This window comes from Halorubrum sp. LN27 (assembly GCF_016635065.1).
Classification (GTDB): domain Archaea; phylum Halobacteriota; class Halobacteria; order Halobacteriales; family Haloferacaceae; genus Halorubrum; species Halorubrum salipaludis.
The window spans coordinates 1,874,600-1,899,105 of record NZ_JAEPET010000001.1 but is presented as its reverse complement, the minus strand read 5'-3'; the positions used below and the strand labels follow the sequence as shown (position 1 = coordinate 1,899,105).

The window sequence follows — 24,506 nt, the reverse complement described above, 5'->3', positions numbered from 1 at the left end:
GACCGAGATCGTTCGACTCGGCTTCACCCCGACGACCCGCCCCGACGCCCCCGTCACACCGTCCGGATGAAACGCCGGAGGGTGTCGCCGTTCGAGTCCCTGAGCTCGACCTCGAACTGTTTCCCGGACGGTCCGTCCGAGAGCGACTCGCGGGGCGCCGACACCGCGTACGGCGGCTCGTCGCTGCGGTCGATCTCCTCGCCCCCGGCGAGGAGCACGACGTGGTCGACGCCCTCGGCGGTCTCCAGCTCGCAGGTGACCGGGTCGCCGTCGGTCTCGCAGACCAGATCCGCGGTCACGTCGCCGCCGTCGGCGCCGAAGCCCGACGAGAAGTCGAGCAGCATCACGCCCGGCGCGAGGGTCCCCACGACCGCGACGATCAGGAGGAACGTCGTGAAGTTGATCTTCGACCCGTTCCGGGCGATCCGCCGCACGGTGGGGTTCTCGGCGGTGCGGCGCAGCCGGATCACGGCCGGCACGACGAGCAGGTGGGTGAGCGGTCCCCACGCGATCAGGACGAAGCCGTAGGCGATCGCGTACCGGAGCGCGGTCGCGTCGATCCAGTAGGCCGTCAGGACGTTCCCGCCCATCCACAGGAAGAACCCGAGGAAGACGAGCGCGCCGCTCTTCAGCCAGCGCCAGACGGGCGTGTTGGCGTAGTACACGCTCAGGAAGTCGCGCCACGTCTGGCGTACGATGCCGCCGAGTCGCGTCCAGGGACGGGTCCGGGAAGTGTCGGTCATTCGTGGGGTGTCTCGCAGTCGTTCGATATTCGGGGTGTGATTCGGTCGGTGAGTCGGAGGTTTTCGGCCGGTGAGACGGAGTATTCGGGCGGTGAGTCGGTCAGCGGTTCCGAGAGCGGTCCGGGCGACCGGCGCTTACGCGCCGATCGACCAGAGCTGGGTCAGCAGGTACCAGTTCAGCACGTAGACGGCGGCGAAGACGCCGAGGAAGATCAGGCAGAGCGCGAACGTCCCGCGGAGCTCCACCGCGTGGATCGGCTCCCCGCCGTCGGCCTGGAGCCCGCCCTCGGGGAGCATCCCGCCGTCGTCGCCGACGGGGAGCCGGTCGCCGAACAGCAGCGAGCCGACCGAGACGCCGACGAACAGGACGCCCGAGAGGATCGCTAACAGCGCGAAGACCCCGAAGATCATGAATATCGGGATCGCGGCGGAGAAGCTGAACTCCGAGCCGGGGATGTTCCTGACGACCTCGGCGGTCCGGCGCGGCACGCCGTAGAGGATCCCCGCGTACATCAGCATGAGCGTGGCGACGCTCATCGCGGCCCCGTAGGCGTACGGGATCGCGCTCGCCAGCGTGTCCGAGATGAAGTCCCGACGGAACATCGTCTTGATGACGAATAAGACGAGCCCGAAGAACGCGAGCGTCGTCCCGAGCGCGACCGTCGCGTGGAAGTGCCCGACCGTCGCGAGGGTGTTGTGCCAGGTCATGTTCACCTGCACTTGGCCCATCACGACGCCGGTGATCCCGCCGAGGAACCCGAACAGGATGATGCTGAAGATCGTCGAGGCGAAAACGGGGTTCTTCCAGGGCGCGGAGGTGAGCCAGCCGAAGAGCCCGCCGCCCTGCCCCCGGCGACGGCGCCCGGCCTCGATCCCGGCCGGGATCGCGAACGCGTGGATCATGCTCGCGAAGGCCGCGCCGTAGAACGCGTAAGAGGTGTTCCAGATCCGCCAGCCGGCGGACATGCCGGGGTCGACGAGCAGGTGGTGGGCCGCCCCGAGGTTGATGAAGAAGAGGTAGAGGATGAAGGCGGTCCGAGAGACCTTCTCGGAGATCACGACCGCGCCGCCCACGACGTGGGTGAGGAAGTACCACACCGTGATCATCGCGAGCAAGTTGATCTGCTGGGTCCCGTGGCCGACGATCCAGTAGAGCTGCCGGTAGATCCCCGGATCGACGGAGGCGATGAGGTCGATCCGCCACGCCAGCGCGTACGAGAACGCGGCGATCCCGCCGAGGATCGCCTCGACGGCGACGATACCGGCGATGAAGGCGCCGAAGGCGACGAGCGGGAGCGTCCGGCTGCTGTCGCGGGTCTCCGTCCAGATCGTCGCGAAGAACGGGAGCGCGGCGATCGTGGCCCCGAGCAGGAAGAGGACCGCCGTGCCGTAGAACCACGGCGAGACGGGGAGCGGGACGTACGCCGTCAGAAGCGGCGCCTCGTTGGGCGCCTCGGCCAGCCAGATGGACGCGTTCACGCCGATCGCGCCGGCGAGCATCGTGACGTAGCCGACCCCCGCGAGTTTGCGGAGCGGGAGCTTCCGGCCGAGCACCATCGGCCCGCCCACGTAGAGGACGGCGACCTCCATGAACACCATCCAGAAGATGAGCAGGTTCCACGCGTGGATGCTCAGGTGCGTGTAGTAGCTGCTCGGGTCGATCAGGCCGACGAACTCCCAGCGCGTCATCGCGACCGAGAACGCGAAGCTCCCGCCGACCGCGAGCGCGATCACCGCGGTCAGGCCGAACAGCTTCACGTAGTTCTCCACGGACCGATGAACCTCGAGTCCGGTCACCGAGCACGTGCGGAACCCGTCCGCGCCGTAGTCGTTCCGGAACAGGGAGGCGATCGCCGACATGCTACCCCTCCACCACCGTGAAACGGCCGTGCATCGTCCGGTGGCCCTGTCCGCAGAACTCGTTGCAGACGACGTGGTAGGTGCCCGGCTCGTCGAAGGTCATCGGGATCACCCACTCCGAGCCCGGGAACACCTGGAGGTTGATCTGCTTGTTCAGGTTCTGCTCGGGCCTGACCGAGAAGCCGTGCTGCACGTCGTAGGCGCCGAGGTGGATGTCGTACTCCCGGCCCGCTTCGAGGACGACTGGGAGCCCGTCCCAGTTGAACCGCATCGCGCCGACGTACACGTCGTCTTCGGGCGGGATCAGACCGTCATCCGTCTCCTCGGCGGCCTCCTTGTACTCGCCGACCCGGTCCTGATACTCGTCGGGGTCGACGTCGTAGGTCGTGCCGATGGGGTTCTGGTCGCCGAACTGCGTGAACCCGGCCATCCACGAGAAGATGCCGAGCGACCACGCGCCGGCGAGGCCGAGCCAGACGCTCTCGCGGCGATGCACCGGTGTGTTCCACCAGTCGTCGTCCGGATCGTCGAGTGGGTTGCTCATGCGTCGATCACCTCACTGGAAGCGACAGGAGGTCGAGTAGTCCCCATCCGACGTAGGCCACGAGAAAGAACACGATCGCCGCCGCGGCCAACAGCCAGATACGGTTATAGAGGCGTTGCATCGCAGGTACCTCTCCGCCGTCGGTCGTCGTACGGTTGCTCATGAGTCGCTCACACGGGCAGATACACGGATATGCATGGTGAGCGTTAGCCCGCACATGTTCGCGCGCCGGCGTCGCGCCGGCTCACATCGCGAGCGTTTCCACCAAGATCGCCGCGAGGACGGCCCCGAGGTAGGCGTTCGAGGCGTGGAAGCTCCTGTAGGCGGCGGCGGCCCGCCCGTCCTCGTCCTCCCGCCCGTCGGCGTCGTACTGGCGGACCACGCTCCGCACGAACACCGCCCCGAGCGCCGTGGTGGTGACCGCGTAGAGGACGCCGAGGTCGGTGACGCTCCCCAGCAGGACCGCGGCGATCAGCGTGACGCCGAGCCACGCGAGGATCCGCCGGCGCGCGGTCCCGACGCCCGCGACGACCGGGAGCATGGGGTAGTCGGCCCGCGCGTAGTCGTCGCGGTGCGCGATCGCGAGGTTGTAGAAGTGCGCCGGAGTCCAACAGCAGACGACGACCGCGAGGAGGACCGCCGGGAGCCCGACGGTCCCGGTCACGGCGGCGTACCCGATCAGGGCCGGAAGGGCGCCGGATCCGCCGCCGATCACGGTGTTCCACCGAGTCGTGGGCTTCAGCAGGACCGTGTACACGTACGCGTAGTAGACGACCGCCGCCGCCGTGAGCGCGGCCGCGAGGGCGTTGACGAACGCGAGCAGGACCGCCATCGAGGCGACGACGAGCGCGACGGCGAAGGCGGTCGCGCGCCGGACGCCGACCCGGTCGGTCGCAATCGGCCGGTCCGCGGTCCGCCGCATCTTGCGGTCGCGGTCGCGCTCGTACACGTGGTTGAACGCCCCCGACGCGCCGGTCGCGAGGGCGCCGCCGCCGAGGGTCGCGACGACCGTCACGCCGTCGAGTTCGGCGCCGGTCGCGGCCGCAAGACCCATCCCCGCCAGCGCGAGCAGGCACAGCAACCACAGCAGCCGCGGCTTGGTCAGCTCTAGATACGCCCGAACCCGGTCGCGGAACCGGAGCGATCCGCGTTCTGACGCCGGAGGGCCGTCGCTCTCGGCGGGTAGGTCCGCGGTCGGCGCCACGCGGTCGTCCGAACCGCTCGGAGCGCCGTCGTCGGCCGGGACGTCCCCGGTCGCCTCCGCCCTGACCACGAGCGTCGCGAGGAGAGCGGCAAACACCGCGATCCCGCCCAGCAGGTGGAGCCCGTCGTCGAACGGCAGCGCGTCGGTTCGCCCCGCGAGCCCGACGCCGGCCTGCGCCGCGTAGGCGATCAGGACGGCAATCGTTCCGGCGCGGACTCCGCGAGAGGCTCCCGTTCGGTGCGCGAGAAGGGCCGTGGCGACGAGCAGTACGCCGACGGCGACCGCGGAGACGTGGTGGACGGCGACCACCGCGGAGCCGGCGTCCGCGGCGGCCGTCGCGCCGAGCGCGACGAGCAGATACGTCCCCACGGCCGCCCAGATCAGAAGCGTCGTGAGCGGCGGTCGGTCCATACGTCAGCCTCGCGTCCCGGACCCGCGGTTCTTCCCCCGAATATGTTCGAATCGGGATCTCGGGGCGACACCGAAACGGCGTCCGCGAGTGATCGAGGAGCCCCTCAGCGCCACGCCTCCCGCAGGAACACGAGCGCGCCGCCGAGCATCGCGAGGTTCCCGAAGAAGGCGAGCCGCTCGCCGCTCTTGTCGTCCTCGTCGGCGTTCCAGAAGTCGTGCATCGTCGCCGTCACCGCGGTGAGGAAGGCGACGGCCGCGCCGGTCGCCACCCGCGGGAGCCGCCAGAGCGCGATCCCGAGTCCGGCCGCGACCATCATGCCGGACGCGAACGGGGCCGCGAGGTCGGGCGCGGGCACCCCTGCGGACTCGGCGTACTCGATCGTGTCGTCCATGTCGCGGAAGTCCTCCGAGGCCTGCGCCGCGAGGCCGACGCCCAGGAGCACCCGGCCAAGCCGGGAGGGCGCGCCGCGGCCCTGGTCGTCACCCGTCACGCCGGTGGTGTCGTCGTTGTCGCTCATGGATAGCGAAACGGTAGCACGCCTCATAAATCGGGGTGTCGGCCGGGGGAGCAAGCGCGCCCGCCGCCCCGGTCCGGCGGTCGCGTCCGTCAGCCCCAGTTCCACCGGGCGTGGAGCCGGCGGACGGACAGGTCGAGCCAGAAGCCGATGAAGCCGATCACCAGCATGATGGCGGGGATCTCCGCGTAGGAGAACCGGTCGCGGGCGTCCAGGATGAGGTAGCCCAGCCCGGTGTTGACCCCGAGCATCTCCGCGGGAACGAGGATGATCCAGAGGATCCCGATAGAGAGGCGGATCCCCGTGAGCATGTCCGGAATCACCGCGGGGACGACGACCCGGCGGAGCAGCGCGCGCGTGTCGCCGCCGAGCGACTCGCCGACCGTGATCCAGTCGTCGTCGATCGTCGCGATCCCGTGGGCGGTGTTCAACACGATCGGCCAGAGGCCGGCCATGAACATCACGAACACCGCGGACCGGGTCCCGACGCCGAAGACGATGATGGCGATGGGGAACCACGCAAGTGGCGAAATCATCCGCATGAACTGGAAGAGGACGGTCGTCGCGCGCTCGGCCGCCTTGAAGTAGCCGACGACGATCCCGACCGGGAGCCCGACCGTCAGACAGAGGCCCAATGCGACCGCGAACCGGTAGACGCTGACGAGCACGTGGTCGTAGAACGACGGCGACGCGACCAGCTCTGCGAGGACGGCGAACGTCGCCGCCGGCGCGAAGTTGGTGATGATGCCGCTGCCGAGCGCCGTCACCGTCCACCAGACGGCGAGGCCGCCGAGGAGCCCGACCGCCGGCAGCAGGCGGCCGCCCTCCCCGACCAGCTCAGAACCGGATCGTCTCCTGTCTCTCGTAGCCATCGTCCTCGGGGACGTCGAACGCCGGCGGGCCGCCGGCCGCTTCCAGCGCTGTGCGAACGGGGTCGTACGCGACGAGGTCGTCGGCGACCTCACCGGGCTCTAAGTCGTCGAGGAAGGCGTCCTCGCCCTCCACGCGGGTCTCGCTCATGCGGCGGACAAGCTCCTCCGTGTACGACGGGTACGGGTACGGGTAGAAGCCGATCCGGTCGATGTCCCAGTCGGCGTTCCGGATCGCGCCGGAGTCGAGGTACGGCTCGTGGTCGTCGTAGTGGGTGAGCGCCCGGTCGATCGGCTCCGGCCCCTGCGGGAGCAGGCCGCTCCCCTCCGAGGAGAGCAGCCGTGCGGCCTCCGAGCGGTTCTCGCGGAGGTACTGCTGGGCGTCGACGATCCCGCTCATCACGTCGGTCGTCCACTCCGGCTGCGACTCTACGAGCTCCTCGCGCATCACGACGACGCAGCAGGCGTGCTCGCGCCACACGTCGCCGGTGAACCGGAGGATCTTCCCGCCGGCGTCGAGCTCGCCGATCGCGTTGAACGGCTCGGCGACGATGTACCCCTCGATGGAGCCGTTCTCGAGCGCGGCCGGCATGTCCGGCGGCGGGGTCACGACGAGGTTGACCTCGTCGTCCGCCACCTCGTCGGCCGAGGAGTCGGTCCGGGGCGTGAGCCCGTGCTCGCGGAGCCCCATCTGGAGGATGACGTTGTGGATGGAGTACCAGAACGGGACGGCGACGGTGCCGCCGCCGAGGTCCGCCCACTCGTCGATATCCTGTTGGACCGTCAGCGCGGAGCCGTCCGTGTGGTCCCACGCGACCACCTTCACGTTCGCGTCCAGCGTGTCGCCGTAGCGCATCCACACGGTCATCGGCATCAGGAAGTGAGCGACGTTGACCTCGCCGGAGAGGAACGCCTCCGAGAGGTCGGACCAGCCGCGGAACAGGGTCGGCTCCGCGGCGTCGACGCCGTGGTCCGCGAAGTGGTCGTTGGCGTACCCCGTCAGCAGGGGCGCCGCGTCCGTAATCGGGAGGTAGCCGATCTCCGCGGTCGGCGGCCCGTCGTCGCCGCCGAGGCAGCCGGCCGTGGCGGCGACGCCGGTCGCCGCGAGCGAGGCCAGCCCGGACTCCTTCATGAACTCGCGCCGGGAGAGCCCGCTCGTGCGGGCCTTCTCCGACGGGTTCCGCCAGCCGGCGCCGCCGACGAGTTCGCGCGCGCTCGCGGCGACGTCGGGGTCGACCTCGCCGCCGCGGGTCGTGGAGTGATCGTGGGTCATTCGAGTCCCACCGCCTCCAGGTGTTCGAACGTCGCCGCGCGCTCCGCGAGGAACGCCTCGTCGTCGCGCGAACGCGTCTCGCTGTCGATGCGTTCGACGTGCTCGATGCCCGCGGGCACCGGCCCCATGATCGCGACGCGGTCGCCGAGGTACACCGCCTCGTCAATGTCGTGCGTGACGAACACGGCGGTGACGCCGAGCTCGTCGACGATCCGGAGCAGCTCGTCCTGTAGCTCCATCTTCGTCAGCTGGTCGAGCGCGGAGAACGGCTCGTCCAACAGTAGCACGTCGGGATCGTTCGCGAGCGTCCGCGCGAGCGACGCGCGCTGCGCCATCCCGCCGGACAGGTCCGCGGTGTCGGCGTCCGCGACGCCGTCGAGCCCGACCAGCTCGAGCAGCTCGTCGACGTGGTCGGCGTCGGGCTCCTCGCCGCGGAGCCGCGGGCCGATCTCGACGTTCTCGCGCACCGAGAGCCACGGGTAGAGCAGCGGGTCCTGAAAGACGACGCCCCACCGGTAGTCGGGGCCCGTCACCGCCTCGCCGTCGATCTCGACGCGGCCGCCGGTCGGGTCCTCGAGTCCCGCGAGCAGGTGCAACAGGGTCGTCTTGCCGCAGCCCGACGGGCCGAGCAGACAGCAGACCTCGCCGGGGTCGACCCGGAGGTCGAGCCCGTCGAAGACGAGGGTCTCGTCGTACCGCTTCGTGAGGTCGCTGGCGACGACCGGCGCCGCGTCGGCGGCGCTCCGAGCAGTTCCGGCGCCGCCGGCGTCCTGCTCGACCGCGGACGCGGAGTCGGCTCGGGCGTCGGCCCCGCCGTCGGAGTCCCCGCCGTCGTCGTCAGTCGTCGCCGCGCGGGACTCGATCGACATCGATCAGTCCGCCGTCGCCTCGGGCTCGTCCTCCTCGGACTCGGCCTCGTCGTCCGGGAGCACGCCCTCGTCGTCGAGCTCCTCGGCGGTCCCGATGTCGGCGTCGTCCGGGACGAACCCCTTCTCGCGCATCCAGTCCGTGGTCGCGTCGATCCGCTTCTCGTCGGGGGCGCGCACGGGGAGGAACTCGCGGAGCTCGAACTCCTCGCGGAGCCGCTCGAAGTTCACGTCGTCGAACGCCGGCTTGTCACCGGCCTCGTCCTCGAGGAGCTCGACGTACCGGTCGGTGTACCCCTCGAGGTCGTCGTTGATGTCGGCGACCGCGCGGTTCAGCGCCGCGAGGAACCCCTCGAGCTTCTCCGGCTCGGGCTGCTCGCGCGTCGTGATGGCGGCGCGGCACGGGCCGTCGAACACCTCCTTCAGCTCCTCGTCGTAGCGGCCGAGGGTGACGAACGGCTCCAGCACCGCGATGGAGTCGACCTTCCCCTCCTTCACCGCGTCGAAGCGCTCCTCCGCCTCGCCGACGTGCTCCAAGACGATCTCGTCCTCCTCGAAGCCCTCGTTCTCCAGCATCTCCCGCATCGAGTAAAACGAGGTGGCGTACTTGTTGATCCCGACGGAGCGACCGCGCAGGTCGTCGATGGTCTCGGCGTCGTCGTCGGCGTCGACGAAGACGACGCGGTCCCACTCGCTGTAGGAGCCGACGATGTCGCGGTCGGTCTCGGAGACCTCTTGGACCGCGTTCCACTCGCAGACGCCGTGGGTGCCGCCGTCCTCGTCCATGTCGTCCCACCAGTCGGCGTCGAAGGCGTTCTCGCCCTCGAAGTCCTGCGTGCCCGGCGCGAAGTACGAGAGGTCGGCGTCGACGCCCTCGTCCTCGAAGTACCCGTTCTCCTCCGCCACGTCCTGGACCAGCCTCCACGTAAAGTATTCGTGGGAGACATTCAGATCTGACATCGAATACCTCTTGGTTTTATTGTAAGGTATAGTCCCGGAAACCGACAAGGATGTGCGGTGAAACCGCCTTCGCGCAAATATTGCGATCGCCGAACACGTTCGTCCGTCGACACGACCGCCGGTCAGTCGCAGTTCACTGTAGATCCGCCACAACGGGCGTTTTCGCCCGGTACCGTGATCCGCTCGTATCCGATATACCCGCAATACTTGTTGGATCCTCTGTCGGCTCCCGAAAACCGGGGGTTCAGCCCCGTTCGATCCGGTCGAGCAGGGTCGCCGTCGCGTCGGCGTCGAAGGCTAACGGTCGCCGCCACCAGGGCCCCTTGCCCGAGTCGCTTGAGAGCGCAGTGACGAGCCGGCTCGCGTCCGCGCCTGATCCGGGGCTGCTCAGGGGGACGACGCGTTCGAAGGGCCCAGACGCGTGCGGATCGCCCGCGACGACGACCCGCGCGTCGAAGGGGTCCCGCTTCAGGTGCGCGTTGGTCGGCGCGAGCGCGGCCGCCGCGTCGCGGTCGACGACGCCGGAGGAACCGGACGCGCTCGCGTCGACCGCGAGCACCCGATCGACGCGGATCCCGGCGAAGAGGTACGCGCCCCAGTCCGGAGCGAGGTCGCCGTCGGCGTCGAGCGCGTCTCGCTCGCCGCCCTCGGCGGGGGCCTCGTCCGGACCCGCCCAGCCGTGCGGCCGCAGCGACAGCGTCGCGTAGAAGAACAGCCAGTCGCCGGGTTCGAGGTCGACGATCCGGCCGGCCTTCACGCCGTGAGGGTCGCCGTAGGTCGCGCGGTCGCGGCCGTGGACGCCGGGGAGCTCCGGGTCCATGTGGACCGGCGTCTCGCGCAGGTCGGCGGGCACCGGGAAGGGGAGGTCGAGGTCGGCGTAGGTCGGGAGCGGCTCGTCGACCGGGAACCGCTCGCGCGGGAGCGTCGCCGCCGACTCGGGGATCGGCACGTACGCGAAGGAGCCGTCGGGGTACACCGGCCCGCGGAACCCCGGCTGGTTCGTGTTGGCGGCGACGTTGACGGCGACGGCGCGGGGGCCGGCGCGCTCCCGGGGTGGGCTCACCGGTCAGTCCGCGGTCGCCGCGGGCGCGCCGTGCTCGATCTCGGTGCCGAGGAGGTCGAGGAACTGCGCGATCCACTCGGGGTGGTCGGGCCACGCCTGCCCGGTTACGAGGTTCCCGTCCGTCGTGACGCCGTCGACCCACGAGCAGCCGGCGGCCTCGACCTCCGGCCTGACCGCGGGGTACGCCGTCAGCTCGTAGCCGTCGAGCACGCCCGCCGCCGCGAGGATCTGCGGGCCGTGACAGATCGACGCGACCGGCTTGTCGGCCTCGAAGAAGTGCCGCACCGTATCGAGCACCGCCTCGTAGCCGCGGAGGTACTCGGGCGCGCGCCCGCCGGGCACGACCAGGGCGTCGTAGTCGGCCGGATCGATCTCGTCGAACCCGTGCGTGAGCGCGAAGTCGTGGCCGCGGGTCTCCAGGTACGTCTGGTCGCCCCGGAAGTCGTGGATCGCGGTCTTGACCGTGTCGTCGCCGTCCTTCTCCGGACAGACCGCGTGGACCTCGTGGCCGACCGCCTGGAGCGCCTGATACGGGACCATGATCTCGTAGTCCTCGCCGAAGTCGCCGACGATCATCAGTATCCGTTGTCCTGTCATGTGTGTAACACCACGGCGAGATACGTCCCGCGGCCGCATAACGGTATTGGCGGTCGGTAGCACGGCGCAGGTTCGCTGCCGCAAAATACGAAATCGATCGGGTCGGTCCCGCGTCGCTGCGACCTCCCGACCGCGAACCGGGCTTTAAACGCCGCGGCCCTGCAGCTTCTCCTCGTCGGCCATGTCCTCGTTGGACTGGCCCTTCATCCCCTTGCCGATGCCGGAGGCGATGTCGGCGAGCTCGTCAGGGTCGTCCCAGTTGTTGACGGCCTCGACGATCGCGTTCCCCATCTCGACGGGGTCCTCCGCGCCGAAGATGCCGGAGCCGACGAAGATACCGTCACAGCCGTGGTGCATCATCAGCGCGGCGTCGGCGGGGGTGGCGATGCCGCCGGCCGCGAAGTTGACGACCGGGAGCCGGCCGGCCTCGGCGGTCTCGTGGACCAGATCCCGGGGCGCGCCGTGCTCGCGGGCCCACTCCTCGCGCTCCTCGTAGTTGAGTCCGGTGAGCGTGCGGATCTGGTTTTTGATGGTGCGCTGGTGCTGGACGGCCTGGTTGACGTCGCCGGTGCCGGCCTCGCCCTTCGTCCGGATCATCGCCGCGCCCTCGCGGATGCGCCGGAGCGCCTCGGGGAGGTTCCGGGCGCCGCAGACGAACGGCGACGCGAAGTCGCGCTTGTCGATGTGGTACTCGTCGTCGGCGGGCGTGAGCACCTCCGACTCGTCGATCATGTCGACGCCGAGCGACTCTAAGATCTCCGCCTCCTTGCGGTGGCCGATCCGCGATTTCCCCATCACCGGGATCGACACCTCGTCGATGATCTCGGTGACGTTCTGCGGGTCGGGCATCCGCGCGACTCCGCCGCGCTTGCGGATGTCGGCCGGGACGGCCTCCAGCGCCATCACCGCGACCGCGCCGGCGTCCTCCGCGATCCGCGCCTGCTCGCGCGTGACGACGTCCATGATGACGCCGCCCTTCTGCATCCGCGCGAAGCCGCGCTTGACCAGGTCGGTTCCCCGCTTCAGCTCCTCCAGATCCGTGGCCTCTGCCATGTCCGATCGGTGGGTCGCCGGCCACTTAACGGGTCGCCTTAGCGGATTGAGGCGACCGCAACCGCGAAGTCCCTCCGCGCCGAGAGTCGACTCGTGACCACCGGAGCCAGTCCCGCCGGAGCGAGCCTCACCGAAGCGACCCTCACCGGGGCCGTCCTCGCCGGCGGGCGGTCGACGCGCTTCGGCGACCGGGACAAGGCCGTCGCCCCCCTCGCGGGCGTGCCGATGGTCCGCCGCGTCGCAGACCGCCTCGTCGGCGCCGACGACCCCATCCCGCCGGGCGCAGACCGCGCCGCCGGCGGCGATCCGGTCGTCGACGAGCTCGTGATCAACTGCCGTCCCGATCAGCGGGCGGCGATCGCGGACGCGCTCTCCGGGCTCCCCGTCCCCCTCCGCTGGGCCGTCGACGAGGAGCCCGACCTCGGGCCGGTCGCCGGCATCCGGAACGCGTGTCGGGCCGCCGCCGGCGAGTACGTCGCCGTCGTCGCCTGCGACATGCCGTTCGTCGACCCGGGGTTCCTCGCCGGACTCGCGGCCGACGCCGCGGGGCGCGAGGCGGCGATCCCCCGCCTCGACGACCGTTGGCTCCAGACGACGCAGGCGGTGTACCGCGCAGAGCCGATGGCGGCCGCCTGCGATCGCGCGCTCGCCCGCGGCGACCGCAAGGTGCTGGCACCGATCGAGGAGCTCGACCGGACCGTCGTCGACGACGCGGAGATCCGCGAGCGCACCACGGAGCGGACGTTCACCAACGTCAACACGGACGCGGAGCTCGCGGAAGCGGAGACGGCGATCGGAGAGGCGCTCTCCGGGTCCGGGTCCGGGTCCGGCTCCGACGCCGACGCTCGGTGACCGGAACGAGGCTCACCGGCTCCGACGACGACGCTCAGTGACCGGAGCAACGGGAGGGGAGGGAAACAGAGCGACTACTCTTTCAGCAGCTCGTACGCCTCGTTCAGCTCCTTGAACGCCGCCTCGTCGCCCTCCTCACCGTCCGGGTGGAGCCGCTTCGCCCGCGCTCGATAGGCGGACCGCACCGCCTCGCTATCGGCGGTCCGGTCGAGCCCGAGCGTCGCGTAGGCCTCCGCCTCGGACATCCCGCTCGCCGGCGGGGCGCGGTCGCGGGGGTCGCCGGCGCCGGGACCGCGGGCGCCGGACGCGGCTCGGCCGCCGGGGCCCCGAGTTCCTCTCGCTCCGCGGCCGAACCCGCCGTCGGTCGCGCCGGCGGAACGGTGCGCGGACCGGCGGTGTTCGGCGGCTCGCGCGCGCTGTCGGGCCCGTGCGCGCTCGCCGGGCCCCACCTGCGCGGCCTCGCGGCGGACGCGGTCGCGGAGCCGGCCGCTGGCGTGGTACCAGAGGAAGTACGAGACGATACCGAACGGGACGGCGACCGCCAACAGGACGGGAGAGACGACGACGCCGGCGACGAGCAACAGGGCCGTCAGTCCGATGAACGTCGCTGCCATGCCGACGACGATCGCGCGGTTCGTCACGGGTGCTCTCGGGGCTCCAGCGTTGTAAGCGCTCGGGCGGAAGCCGCGCGCTCCCGTCGGATATCGCCGGAACGGGACCACTGAGGCGAACGGGCCGGGAGCCGGTCAGCCGAGCACGTCGTCGCCGGAGGCGCTCCCGGAGTGGCGGAGGTACTGGACCGCGATCCCGACGACGAAGGCCGCGGCGAACGCGGCGTTCGGGGGCGACGCCTGCTCGGCGAACGCCACGGGCTCGCCGGCGACGACCGCCCGCCAGACGGGGACGGTCATCGCCAGGAGCCCCGCGCCGAGCGCGACCAGCGACAGCGTGATCATGTAGTCGTAGTACCGCATCGCCAGCAGTCCGGCGACGGCGCCGACGACGACCGCGATCAGCAGGAACTGCTGGAACTCGGGCTGAGAGAGCAGCGACGACTGGATCGCCGCGTCGACCTCGACCGCGTCCAGCCCGGACGCCGACGGGTCGTAGAACTGCCGCAGGAGCGACTCGCCGGCGGTCATCACCAGCACGGCGAGCGTCGCGAAGACGAACGCCGCGATCGACACCGCGAACCGCGCCGCAAGCGGGATCAGGACGCGGCCGAGCACGGTGCCGATCAGCACGGCCGCCCCGGCCACGATCAGCCGCTCCCCGGCGGCCGGCGGAGCCGCCATGATCTCGGGGACGACCACCCACCCGACGAACCCGCCGACGATCGCGCCGCCGAGCCAGCTAATCCAACCGAGCACGTGGTCTTTGAGGTCGTACGCGGCGACGACGAGCGCGGCGCCGACGAGGGTGTTCACGGCGAGCACCGCGAGAGATATCGGATCGGCAGTAATTGACATGCGTTGACAGCATCGGTCGATCGACTTAGTTCTCCGGATTCGGGCGATTCCACTGCCTCCCTCCGCACCGTTTATGCCGGCGGGCGACCGGATCCGTGGTATGCCGACTGCGGACCGCGAGACCGTGACCGGGCTCCCGCCGGGGATCGCCGACGCCCGCGAGGAGCTGACGCCGATGCTCTCGCAGTACGCCGACCTGTGTGCCGCCCACGAGGACGCCCTCGTGCTGTTCCAGGTCGGCGACTTCTACGAGGCGTTCTGCGAGGCGGCCGCGGCGGTCGCCCGCGTCTGCGAGGTGACGCTGACGGAGCGCTCCGACTCGACCGGCGACTACCCGATGGCCGGGATCCCCATCGACAACGCCGCGCCCTACCTCGAATCGCTGCTCGACGCGGGCTACCGCGTCGCCCTCGGCGACCAGGTCGAGGACGCCGAGCAGGCGTCCGGGCTCGTCGACCGCGCGGTCACCGAGGTGATCACCCCCGGGACGGTCGTCGAGGACGAGCTGCTGGAGGCCGGGACGACGAACTACGTCGCGGCGGTGGCGGGCGGAGGCGGGGCGGGGACCGACGGCACCGCCCCGGCGGCCGTCGGCCTCGCCGCCGTCGACGTCTCCACGGGCGAGTGCCTCGTCACCTCTGGCGACCGCGACGCGGTCGCGGAGGAGCTCGACCGGATCGCGCCCGCGGAGCTGATCGCGGGGCCGGACGCCCCCGCGTTCGAGCCGTCCGACGCCGAGCGGGGTTGGACGACCCACGCGTACGACCCCGGCGCCTTCGAGCGGCGGGCCGCGGCCGAGCGGTTAGAGCCGTACCTCCCCGCCCCCGACCGGCGGTTCGACGGCGACGCCGAGCTGCGGGCCGCGGGGGCGGTGCTCGCGTACGCCGAGTACACGCAGGGCGACGACGGCCCGCTCTCGTACGTGACCCGGATCCGGCGGTACGACCCCCGCGACCGGCTCCGGCTCGACGCCGCCGCCCAGCGCAGCCTGGAGCTGTTCGAGAACCGCGGGCTGGGCGCCAGCGATACCCTGTTCGACGCCCTCGACGAGACGAGCTGCGCGCTCGGCCGGCGGTGTTTAGAGCGCTGGCTCCGGCGCCCCCTCGTCGACGCCGAGGCGATCCGGAGCCGCCACGACGCGGTCGGCGAGCTGGCCGACCGCACCCTCGTCCGCGAGGCGCTCGGCGACGCGCTCTCGGCCGCCTACGACCTCGAACGCCTCGTGGGCCGGATCTCCCGCGGCCGCGCCGACGCCCGCGACCTGCGCTCGCTGCACGCGACCCTCGCGGTCGTGCCGGAGCTGAAGGCGACGCTGGCGGGGGCAGACGGAGAGGATGTCGACGACGGCAGCGCCGACCGCCCCCGCACCGACCACCTCCGCGACCTCCGCGACCGCCTCGACGAGCTGACCGCGGTCCGCGAGCTGATCGACGACGCGATCGCCGCGAACCCTCCGCCCGAGATCACCGAGGGCGGCGTCATCCGCGAGGGGTTCGACGGCGACCTCGACGACCTCCGGGCCACCGAGCGCGAGGGGCGCGAGTGGGTCGCGGACCTGGAGGCGAGCGAGCGCGAGCGCACCGGGATCGACTCGCTGTCGGTCGGCCACAACCAGGTCCACGGCTACTACATCGAGGTGACCGACGCCAACCTCGACCGCGTCCCCGACGACTACCGCCGCCGACAGACGCTGAAGAACAGCGAGCGCTACTACACGCCGGAGCTGAAGGAGCGCGAAGAGGAGATCGTCGGCGCCGCGGAGCGCGCGGACGCCTTAGAGTACGAGCTGTTCGTCGACGTGCGCGAGCGCGTCGCACGCGAGACCGAGCGGATACAGGGCCTGGCAGACGCGATCGCCGAGCTCGACGCGCTCCGCTCGCTGGCGACCGTCGCCGTCGAGGGCGACTACGTCCGGCCGACGGTCCGGGACGACCCCGACGCCGGCGTCGAGATCGAGGGGGGCCGTCACCCGGTCGTCGAGCGCGCCGAGGAGTCGTTCGTGCCGAACGACGCGGACCTCCCCCGCGGGTCGATCGCGGTGATCACGGGCCCGAACATGAGCGGGAAGTCGACGTACATGCGCTCGGTCGCGCTCGCGGTCGTCCTGGCGCAGACCGGCTCGTTCGTCCCCGCGCAGGCGGCGTCGCTCCCGGTCTTCGACCGGCTGTTCACCCGCGTCGGCGCCTCCGACGACATTGCCGGCGGGCAGTCGACGTTCATGCGCGAGATGAGCGAGCTGACCGAGATCCTCCACGACGCCGGGACGGACTCGCTCGTCCTCCTGGACGAGGTGGGGCGCGGCACCGCCACGACCGACGGGCGCGCCATCGCCCGCGCCGCGGCCGAGTTCATCCACGACGAGCTGGGCGCGACCGCCCTGTTCGCCACGCACTACCACGACCTGACCGACCTCGCCGAGGAGCGCGAGCGCGCCTTCAACCTCCACTTCACGGCGACCCGCGAGGACGGCGACGTGACGTTCCTCCACCGGGTCGTCCCCGGCGCCTCCTCCTCCTCGTACGGCGTCGAGGTCGCGGAGCTCGCCGGGGTTCCGGCCCCCGTCGTGGACCGGTCCCGCGACCTCGTGGCCGCGGAGACGGGCGACGCGGCGGTGAGCGACGCGGAAGGCCGCGACACGGAGACGGACGGACCCGATCCCGCGGCCGACGGCGACCAGGGCGACGACGCGGACGCCTCGCTCCGGGAGTTCCTCGCGGAAGGGGACGAGAGGGAGGAAGCCGAATCGGCGGATGCGAGCGCTGCGACCGATAGCGACCCCGCGAACGACGGCGACCCGCAGACCGACCAGCCGACCAGTTCTGCGACCGATCTGACCGCCGCCCTCCGCGACCTCGACCTCGCGCGGATGACGCCGATCGAGGCGCTGAACGCCCTCCACGACCTCCAGTCGCGGGTCGACGATGACCGGTGAGGAGCGCGCCGACGGGGGGGCCGGCGACGGGAGCGACCCGGACCGCGTCCGCCGACTCGACCCCGCCACGGTCGACCGGATCGCCGCCGGCGAGGTGGTGACGCGCCCCGCCCGGGTCGTCGGCGAGCTGATCGACAACGCGCTCGACGCGGGCGCCTCGCGGGTGGAGATCGCGGTCGACGGCGACGGCACCGACCGGATCCGGGTCGCCGACGACGGCCACGGGATGGACCGCGAGGACGCCCGGCTCGCGGTCGAGCGGCACGCGACGAGCAAGCTCGCGCCCGACGGCGACCCGGTCGGCGTCGCGTCGTTGGGGTTCCGCGGCGAGGCGCTGGCGGCGATCGCCGAGGCCGCGCGGCTCGAACTCGTCACCGGCGACGGCGGCGCGGTCGGGACGCGGGTCGTCGTCGACGGGACGGCATCGGGCGGCGGGCCGGCGGGCGACCGCGGCTCCGAGGACCCAGCCGTCACCGACGCCGGGCGCGCCCGCGGCACCACCGTCGTCGTCGAGGACCTGTTCGCGACCCGCCCCGCGCGCCGGGAGTCGCTCGCGGGGCCGGCGACCGAGTTCGCGCGGATCTCCTCGCTCGTCGCCGACTACGCGCTGGCGAACCCCGAAGTGGCGTTCACGCTGGAGCACGACGGGTCGCGGACGCTGTCGACGCCGGGGTCCGGGGTCACGGAGGCGCTGCTGGGCGTGTACGACCGCGAGACTGCGAGCCGGTCGACGGAGCTCGCGGCGAGCGCCGAGATCGAGGGGGCGGGGGGCAGGGACGAATCCGTACCGATAGCCGTCGCCGGCGCCCTCGCGTACCCCTCGGTGACGCGGTCCTCGCGCGACCACGTCCGGGTCTCGGTGAACGGGCGACCGGTCCGGAACGACCGGCTCGCGGCCGCGGTCCGGGCGGGGTACGGGCGCCTGCTCCCCGACCGCCGGGAGCCGGTGGCGGCCGTCGACGTCTCGCTGCCGCCCGCCCGCGTGGACCCGAACGTCCACCCGGCGAAGCGGGAGGTCGGGCTCCGCGACGCCGACGCGGTCGCCGACGCGGTCGAGTCGGTCGTCGCCGACGCGCTCACGGGGGCGGACCTCAGACGGAAGCGCGAGGTCGACACCGGGCTCGACGGGGCGCTGGAGCCGGTCGGCGGCGACGAGGGGGAGCGGCCGGCGGCGTTCGCGGACGCGGAGCCGGTCGGGACCTTCCGGGACCTCTACGTGCTCGCCGAGGACGGTGACGAGCTGCTGGTGATCGACGGACACGCCGCCCACGAGCGCGTGAACTACGAGCGGCTCGCCCGGGCGTTCGAGGGGGAGGCGGTGCCGACCGTCCCGCTCGACCCACCGGCGACCGTGTCGCTGTCGGCCGACGAGGCCGCGGCCGCCGAGGCGCACGCCGACGCGCTCGCGGCGCTCGGGTTCGAGACGGAGCCGTTCGGCGGCGGGACCGTCAGGCTCCGGAGCGTTCCGGCGCCGTTCGGGCGGGCGGCCGACGCGGACGCGTTCCGCGACGCGCTCGCGGCGCTCTCGGACGCGGAGTCGGCCGGAACGGGGTCCGTGCGCGACGACCTGCTCGCCGACCTGGCGTGTCACCCGTCGCTGAAGCGGGGGGAGTTCGACGACCTCGACGACGGCGGCCTCCGCGACCTGCTCGACCGCCTCGGCGAGTGCGATCGGCCCTTCGCCTGTCCGCACGGCCGGCCGACGGTGCTGTCGGTCGACGAGGCGACGTTCGCGGCGGGGTTCGGCCGGAAGCGCTAAGGGACCGAGGCGCCGGTCCGGAGCCGCCTACGTGGGCCGGTCGCTCGCGCGGCCGCCGCCCGATCGCTCGTCGGCCTCCTCGTCGAACCGCTCCACGCGCTCGACGGTCTCCGCCGCCTCCGCCGTCTCGGGCGGGTACGACACGGTCCGCTGCGGGTACGGGATGGATATCCCGGCGTCCGCGAAGCGGTCCTGTATCATCTCGACGGCGGTCGCCTTCGAGCGCCACCGCGCCTGCGGGGTCGGCGGCTCGATCCAGAAGCGGAGGTCGAGCAGGATCGCGGAGTCGCCGAAGCCGGAGGGGATCACGTACGGCTTCGGGTTGTTCGCGATGGTGTCGATCTCGGTCAGGACCTCCTCGGCGATCTCGCTGGCCTCGTCGGGGTCGTCGTCGTAGCCGATCCCGACCTCCATGTGGATCCGGAGCCGGCCCTCGCGGCTCCGGTTCGTGATCGCCTGGTTTGTGACCAGGTCGTTGGGCACGACGACGTACTCGCCGTCGAAGTTCCGCATGTGGGTGTTCATGATGGTGATCTCGGTAACGAACCCCTCCTCGTCGCCGATCTCCACCCAGTCGCCGATCTCGAAGGGGCGCGCGAACATCAGCACGAAGCCGGCGATGAGCGACCCGAGCGTCTGCCGGGCCGCCATCCCGAGGACGATCCCGAGGAAGCCGGCCCCGACGAGCAGCCCGCCGAGGTTCACGCCCCAGATCCCGAGGACGGTGATCCCCGCGATCACCAGCACGCCGACCTGCATGATCCGGCTGAGCAGCTGCTCCTGGTGGGCGGTGATGCGGTCGCTGTCGGCCGAGAGGTCCTCGACGTACTCCTCTAACACGTCGCTCGCCACGTAGGCGGCGCCGAGGAGCAGCGCGGAGAGGAGCGCCTGCGCGCCGACCGTGAGCATGTTCTCCGCGACCGGCAGCACCGCGACCACGACCGCGAACCGGCCCCACAGCGCCAGGATCGCGACGGCCGCGAGCGCGAACAGCGCGAGTTGGAGCAGTCCGACGAGCAGTCGCAGCGCGAACGAGACCGGGACCGCCTCCCGCATGGTCTCGATGGAGCTCTCGCCCCGCCCGTCGAGGAACCGTTCCACCCAGCCCGTCGCGACGCGCTCTCCGGCCCGGACGGCCCGCGGGAGGAGCAGCCATCCGACGGCGAGGGTCGCGAGCAGGATCCCGGCGGTCACCGCCAGGCGGGCCTCCGTGCTCGCGACGCTCCCCAGCAGCGCGTCGAGTCGCGTTCCCAGTTGTGCGGTCACTGTCCGACGATTTTCCCTCGCGGATAAAAATGGTCCCCTGTAACTATCGTCCGGGAGAACGGGACCGCGACGCCTCGGTCACCGCCCGCGACGCAGCTCCTCGATCAGCTGCTCGATGAGCGCAGACTGCCTGTCGAGCCGCTCCGCCTGCTGTTCGACGGTGTGGCGCAGCTCGGCCACCTCGGTCGCGAGGTCTTCGCCCTCGACGCCGGCGCTCTCGAACGGCGAGCCGTCGAAGGCGTCGGCCGGCTCGGTCGTCTCCGTCGCCTCCGTCGCCTCACCCGCGTTCGCCCTCTCGGCGGCGTCGGTCGCCGCGATCTCCTCCGCCGTCGCCTCGCCCGCGGCGTCGCCCGCGAAGTCGGTCTCGGAGCCCGCCGCCGGGTCCGCGTCGACGACCGACTCGGTCGCCGACTCCGCGATCGGATCCTCGTCGAGCGGGTCGTCCGCGACGAGGTCATCACCGAGCGGGTCGTCCGCGACCGGATCGTCGCCGAGGGGATCGCCACCGACCGAGTCCGCGTCGGTCCCGTGACCGGCGGTCGAGTCCTCGATCGACTCCGCGTCGGGGGCTTCGGCGGGGTCCTCGACGACCGATCGGGAGTCTCCCCTCCCGCCGGACGCCGTCTCGGCTCCGGATGCGGTTCCAGCGTCCGGTTCCGTCCCCGAGACGGACCCCGCGTCCGGCGCCGACTCCCGCGGCTGCGAATCGCCGTCCGCCTCCTCCTCCGCGTCGGCGACCGGCGAGGCCGACAGCGGGTCGGGCCCCTCGCCGAAGTCGGTGGTGCCGCCGTCGTTTCCCGCGGGGTCCGCGGCCGCGCCGTCCTCGTCGTCGGCGACGGTCACGCGGAACTCCTCTAAGCTGTCGACGCCGTGGTACGAGCAGACGGCGTCGACGAGCGTCTCCCGGACAGCCCGCGCGGACTCGTTGGGGGCCTTGAACCGCTCCGAACGCCCGGCGTGGGTCAGCACGACCGCGGTGGCGACGGTCCCCTCCTCGAAGTCGAGGTCGGTGAGGTCGGCGTAGGCGAACTCCTCGAACTCCTCGTCCCAGACCGCGGAGCCGACGTGTTTGACCAGCCGCTCGCTGGTGACGACCAGGGTGAGCTCGGAGAAGCGGAAGGTCCGGACGACGGACTCGCCGGGGTCGGTAACGCCCGTCGCGGAGAGGACGCCAGCGAGGATCGGGTGGAGGACGTCGTCGACGCGCTTGGCCGGCACCGAGATCGTCTCGTCGCCGTCGAGGCCGTAACCGAGGGTGAGTTTCGCCTTGCGGCGACCCGTCGAGACCGCGATGCGCTCGACGTCGTGGGAGTACTCCGCGACCGACTCGTCCGACAGCAGACCGTCGCCGCGATAGACGAGCGTGCGCGTCGGCGTGACCGCGAGGCGGTCGTCTCCCCCGAGCGGGACCTCGGCCACGACCTCCTCGTCGCCGACGGTCCCCGCGAGCAGTTCGGGAAGGCTCATATCCCGGAGATCCGCCCCGTCGGCCATAAATCCGCGGGGTCCGCGTCGGCAACGGTCGCGGAGGGGCGGTCGCGGAGCGATCGAGGGTGACCGTCGCCGCCTCTGTTACGGGTTCGCAACCTTCCGACGGATGGGAAGGTTAAAGGGTTTCATCGCGGTACGGAACAGTGAGGCCGGGTGGCTTAGCTGGACATAGCGCCGCACTCATAGGGTTCGGAGATTCGGTGCGGTGACGCCTTGGAAGCGTCCGCGTCCTTCCCGTGGCTCCGCCGAGCCTCGGACCTGGGACATGCGGAGATCGTGGGTTCGGAGCCCACCCCGGCCACTCAGTTTTACACCTCGTTTCCCGTGGCGAGCCGCGCTGCCCGTCGACGGCGACACCGGGATCCGCGGCCCCTCACGTCAGCGCAGCCTGATCGCCGACAACACCGCCATAATGACCGGAAACACGGCGAAGAAGGCGATCACGCCGGCGAACGTTCGCAGGGCGATGAGCGTCGCGTCGCGCCAACCGAGACCCGAGAGACTGCCGTCGGAGAAGAGGATCACCGCGGTCACGGAGCAGAAGGCGAGCGTCCACAGCGCCGCCCCGACTCGGCGGAGGTCCCCCTCGTCGACGCTCGCGGCGGGGCCGGTGACCGGGTCACCACCGTGGGACGGCGGGTCGCGCATATGCGATTGTTATTCTCAAGTGACATATACTGTTTCGTTTATTAACACAATCGGGGTCCGGATCCATCTCCGATCGGCGCGTGTGGTCGAAACGCCTACGGGTCCCGGCCGCGACGGCGACCGTATGCAAGCCCGCGACCTGATGGAGTCCGACGTGAAGACGGTCTCGCCGGACGACGACGTGGCCGCCGTGTTCAAGAAGTTCGCTCGGTACGAGTTCAGCGGCTTCCCCGTCGTCGACGACGCGGACCGAGTCGTCGGGGTCGTCACCGAGTCGGACCTCGTCGACCTGTTCGAGCCGGACGACGAGACGCTGTGGATCCCGATCGGGCTCCCTCCGTTCGTCGACACCCTCACCTATCAGGTGAAGCCGCCGTGGGCCGATCTCGACTTGGGCGTCGACATGGTCCGGAACGCGGACAAGCCGATCTCCGACGTGATGAGCACCGGCGTGGCGACGGTGACGCCCGACACCGACGTGAACGAGGTCCTCGACCTGCTCGCCGGCGACGACCCGGACATCAACCGCGTTCCGGTCGTCGACGGCGACGGGAAGATTGTGGGTATTATCGCCCGGCAGGACGTTGTCCGGGCGTTCCGCGACAAGCGGCTGTCGTAAGATCGGTTGGAGAGTGGATCGGCGGTGAAGATCTCCGAAGCCCCAGCCGCTCGCTTATAAATCGTTGACTGTGGATCGACGGTAAACATCTCCAAAGCCCCAGCCGCGAGGACTCGGTGCGCTCGCTGCGGTCCTCGTCGCTCGCTTCGCTCGCTCCTGTGGTCCTTGCGTCGCGCGCCGTCGTCCTCGCGACTGCCCCTTTGAGTCCCACCCGCACAGCGACCGCACCTCACGCCTCCCCAGCCTCGTCGCTGGCGCCTTATAAGGCGCCAGCGACTCCCTCGCGCGTGCTTCTCGGCCGCGAGGCGGCCTCGAAGGCACGCGCCACCGCTTCGGATTTGGTTCAGGGATCGACGCGAACCAGCCACGCCGCGGGGTCGTCGAGTTCGGCGCGCGTCGGGAGGTTCTCCGGGCGCTCCCAGACCGCCCCGGCCGCCTCGATCCCGCGAGCGTCGGCGACCTCGCGGAAGAAGGCGGCGCCCTGCTCGTACTGCCGGCGCTTCAGTCCCAGTCCGAGCAGCCGGCGCGCGAGGCGCTGGATCGGGCCGCCGCCGCCCCGACGCTCGTCGAGCTTCCGACGGAGGTCGGCGTATTCGCCGTCGAACGCGCGGTCCATCAGCACCTCGGCGTACCCCTCGACCGCCGTCATCGCCGCCTGCAACTCGGCGAACGGCTCGGTGTCGAGCGCGTCGACCGGCAGCCCGCCCGCGGTCAGCCCGCCGCCGTCGAGCCCACCGTCGCCGGTGAGCCCCTCGATCCCGCGTTCGACCCGCGATTCGAGGTACTCGGGGAGCCACGGCGCCGCGCCGAACTCCGCCGCGTGCGTCACCTCGTGGAAGGCGATCCAGCGTCTGAACCGCGGGAACTCCACGTTCAGCGAGTCCGCGACCGCGACGATGTTCGGGTGGACGAAGTAGAGCCCGTGGTCGGCGTCGGGCTCGTCGGCCAACAGGAGCGGGTCGTACTGACCGAGCACGTTGCGCGCGAGGAAGCCGAGCGTGAACGCCATCGACCCGGTGTTGGCGATCCGCGAGAGGTCCCGCCCGAACCCCCGCGTGAGATCGCCGGTCGGGAGGTCGACGGGACCTCCGGTCGGTTCGACGATTCCGTCGGCCGTGTCGCCGATTCCGTCGGTCACGCCGGTCGATCCCTCGTCGCGTCCGGTCGCGGCCGCCTCGATCGGCGCCATCACGTTCCGGAACGTGTCGACGCTGGCGTCGATCCAGTGGTGGCGGTTCTGCACCTCGATGGCGTTGGGCACGTCGAACTCGATCCCAGCCACCTCGCGGAGGCGGGCGCGCGCGTCGCGCACGTCGGTCGCGTACCCCGCCCGGTCCGCGTCGGTGAGCGCGAGCGATCCGGGGTCGGTGCCGGCCTTCGCGGCCGCCGCAGCCCGCTCCCAGTCGACGACGCCCGGTCCGCTGGCCTCGGAGACGGTCCGGAGGCTTCGGAGGATGTCCATACGGACCGGAGGGGTGCGCGCCTCAAGTCCCTTGTGTCGGTGACGGCGCC

The 24,506-nt window shown here is 71.3% G+C and carries 23 protein-coding genes and 1 tRNA gene; 5 read left to right on the top strand and 19 right to left on the bottom strand.

Annotation, left to right across the window (positions count from 1 at the left end; translation table 11 throughout):
* Positions 1-53: 53 nt before the first annotated feature.
* The 13 genes from JIN95_RS09240 to pdxS form a co-directional block, all read right to left on the bottom strand.
* On the bottom strand, positions 54-743 hold the full coding sequence (locus tag JIN95_RS09240; protein WP_095637505.1) for a hypothetical protein: 690 nt from the start codon (positions 741-743) through the stop codon (positions 54-56).
* Positions 744-878: 135 nt separating this feature from the next.
* Positions 879-2,603, bottom strand: coding sequence for a cbb3-type cytochrome c oxidase subunit I (locus tag JIN95_RS09235; RefSeq protein WP_200531215.1), 1,725 nt, complete (start codon positions 2,601-2,603; stop codon positions 879-881).
* Between the two features lies 1 nt (position 2,604).
* Positions 2,605-3,147, bottom strand: coding sequence for a hypothetical protein (locus JIN95_RS09230; RefSeq protein WP_200531214.1), 543 nt, complete (start codon positions 3,145-3,147; stop codon positions 2,605-2,607).
* Positions 3,148-3,154: 7 nt separating this feature from the next.
* Positions 3,155-3,310: a hypothetical protein gene (locus tag JIN95_RS09225; protein ID WP_198951558.1), complete on the bottom strand. Its 156-nt coding sequence runs from the start codon at positions 3,308-3,310 to the stop codon at positions 3,155-3,157.
* Between the two features lie 81 nt (positions 3,311-3,391).
* On the bottom strand, positions 3,392-4,762 hold the full coding sequence (locus JIN95_RS09220) for a heme o synthase (protein WP_200531212.1): 1,371 nt from the start codon (positions 4,760-4,762) through the stop codon (positions 3,392-3,394).
* Between the two features lie 104 nt (positions 4,763-4,866).
* On the bottom strand, positions 4,867-5,280 hold the full coding sequence (locus JIN95_RS09215; RefSeq protein WP_200531210.1) for a DoxX family protein: 414 nt from the start codon (positions 5,278-5,280) through the stop codon (positions 4,867-4,869).
* An 89-nt stretch (positions 5,281-5,369) separates the two neighbouring features.
* Complete coding sequence (locus tag JIN95_RS09210) at positions 5,370-6,149, bottom strand: ABC transporter permease (RefSeq protein ID WP_158224045.1); 780 nt, start codon at positions 6,147-6,149, stop codon at positions 5,370-5,372.
* Entirely contained in the window at positions 6,115-7,419 is a 1,305-nt protein-coding gene (locus JIN95_RS09205; protein ID WP_200531208.1) for an ABC transporter substrate-binding protein, read from the bottom strand. Before JIN95_RS09205 ends, JIN95_RS09210 begins: the two co-directional genes overlap by 35 nt.
* Entirely contained in the window at positions 7,416-8,288 is an 873-nt protein-coding gene (locus JIN95_RS09200; RefSeq protein WP_200531207.1) for an ABC transporter ATP-binding protein, read from the bottom strand. The genes JIN95_RS09205 and JIN95_RS09200 overlap by 4 nt, the downstream gene beginning before the upstream one ends.
* Before the next feature lie 3 nt (positions 8,289-8,291).
* Entirely contained in the window at positions 8,292-9,191 is a 900-nt protein-coding gene (locus JIN95_RS09195) for an ABC transporter substrate-binding protein (RefSeq protein ID WP_200531205.1), read from the bottom strand.
* A gap of 298 nt (positions 9,192-9,489) precedes the next feature.
* Positions 9,490-10,308 carry a hypothetical protein gene (locus tag JIN95_RS09190; protein WP_200531204.1) on the bottom strand — a complete coding sequence of 273 codons (819 nt, stop codon included), beginning with the start codon at positions 10,306-10,308 and terminating at the stop codon, positions 9,490-9,492.
* 3 nt (positions 10,309-10,311) lie between these two features.
* Positions 10,312-10,905, bottom strand: a complete 594-nt coding sequence (locus tag JIN95_RS09185; protein ID WP_095637515.1) for a DJ-1/PfpI family protein — start codon at positions 10,903-10,905, stop codon at positions 10,312-10,314.
* A 144-nt stretch (positions 10,906-11,049) separates the two neighbouring features.
* The gene (gene pdxS / locus JIN95_RS09180; RefSeq protein ID WP_095637516.1) at positions 11,050-11,958 is read right to left on the bottom strand and encodes a pyridoxal 5'-phosphate synthase lyase subunit PdxS; all 909 of its coding nucleotides are present in this window, start codon (positions 11,956-11,958) and stop codon (positions 11,050-11,052) included.
* Positions 11,959-12,051: 93 nt separating this feature from the next.
* On the opposite strand from pdxS, the gene JIN95_RS09175 reads away from it, so the two are divergent.
* Positions 12,052-12,810 carry a molybdenum cofactor guanylyltransferase gene (locus JIN95_RS09175; RefSeq protein ID WP_200531203.1) on the top strand — a complete coding sequence of 253 codons (759 nt, stop codon included), beginning with the start codon at positions 12,052-12,054 and terminating at the stop codon, positions 12,808-12,810.
* A gap of 74 nt (positions 12,811-12,884) precedes the next feature.
* Here JIN95_RS09175 and JIN95_RS09170 read toward each other — a convergent pair whose 3' ends face one another.
* Both JIN95_RS09170 and JIN95_RS09165 read right to left on the bottom strand, forming a co-directional pair.
* Complete coding sequence (locus JIN95_RS09170; protein WP_200531201.1) at positions 12,885-13,451, bottom strand: J domain-containing protein; 567 nt, start codon at positions 13,449-13,451, stop codon at positions 12,885-12,887.
* Positions 13,452-13,556: 105 nt separating this feature from the next.
* On the bottom strand, positions 13,557-14,279 hold the full coding sequence (locus tag JIN95_RS09165; RefSeq protein ID WP_234699186.1) for a hypothetical protein: 723 nt from the start codon (positions 14,277-14,279) through the stop codon (positions 13,557-13,559).
* Between the two features lie 100 nt (positions 14,280-14,379).
* Between JIN95_RS09165 and mutS the strand changes: the two genes are divergently transcribed.
* Positions 14,380-17,211, top strand: a complete 2,832-nt coding sequence (mutS, locus tag JIN95_RS09160) for a DNA mismatch repair protein MutS (protein WP_200531200.1) — start codon at positions 14,380-14,382, stop codon at positions 17,209-17,211.
* Entirely contained in the window at positions 17,201-18,970 is a 1,770-nt protein-coding gene (gene mutL / locus JIN95_RS09155) for a DNA mismatch repair endonuclease MutL (protein ID WP_200531199.1), read from the top strand. The genes mutS and mutL overlap by 11 nt, the downstream gene beginning before the upstream one ends.
* A 27-nt stretch (positions 18,971-18,997) precedes the next feature.
* Here the strand turns inward: mutL and JIN95_RS09150 are convergent, their stop codons facing one another.
* Both JIN95_RS09150 and JIN95_RS09145 read right to left on the bottom strand, forming a co-directional pair.
* Positions 18,998-20,236: a mechanosensitive ion channel family protein gene (locus JIN95_RS09150; RefSeq protein WP_198951559.1), complete on the bottom strand. Its 1,239-nt coding sequence runs from the start codon at positions 20,234-20,236 to the stop codon at positions 18,998-19,000.
* Positions 20,237-20,314: 78 nt separating this feature from the next.
* Positions 20,315-21,703 carry a hypothetical protein gene (locus tag JIN95_RS09145; protein ID WP_200531196.1) on the bottom strand — a complete coding sequence of 463 codons (1,389 nt, stop codon included), beginning with the start codon at positions 21,701-21,703 and terminating at the stop codon, positions 20,315-20,317.
* 171 nt (positions 21,704-21,874) lie between these two features.
* On the opposite strand from JIN95_RS09145, the gene JIN95_RS09140 reads away from it, so the two are divergent.
* Positions 21,875-22,028: transfer RNA gene (locus tag JIN95_RS09140), tRNA-Met, on the top strand.
* Positions 22,029-22,105: 77 nt separating this feature from the next.
* Here the strand turns inward: JIN95_RS09140 and JIN95_RS09135 are convergent.
* Positions 22,106-22,375, bottom strand: coding sequence for a hypothetical protein (locus JIN95_RS09135; RefSeq protein ID WP_095637523.1), 270 nt, complete (start codon positions 22,373-22,375; stop codon positions 22,106-22,108).
* Between the two features lie 124 nt (positions 22,376-22,499).
* Between JIN95_RS09135 and JIN95_RS09130 the strand changes: the two genes are divergently transcribed.
* On the top strand, positions 22,500-22,994 hold the full coding sequence (locus tag JIN95_RS09130) for a CBS domain-containing protein (RefSeq protein ID WP_200531195.1): 495 nt from the start codon (positions 22,500-22,502) through the stop codon (positions 22,992-22,994).
* Positions 22,995-23,337: 343 nt separating this feature from the next.
* On the opposite strand, the gene JIN95_RS09125 is transcribed toward JIN95_RS09130, so the two are convergent.
* Positions 23,338-24,456: a zinc-dependent metalloprotease gene (locus tag JIN95_RS09125; RefSeq protein ID WP_200531192.1), complete on the bottom strand. Its 1,119-nt coding sequence runs from the start codon at positions 24,454-24,456 to the stop codon at positions 23,338-23,340.
* Between the last annotated feature and the right edge of the window lie 50 nt (positions 24,457-24,506).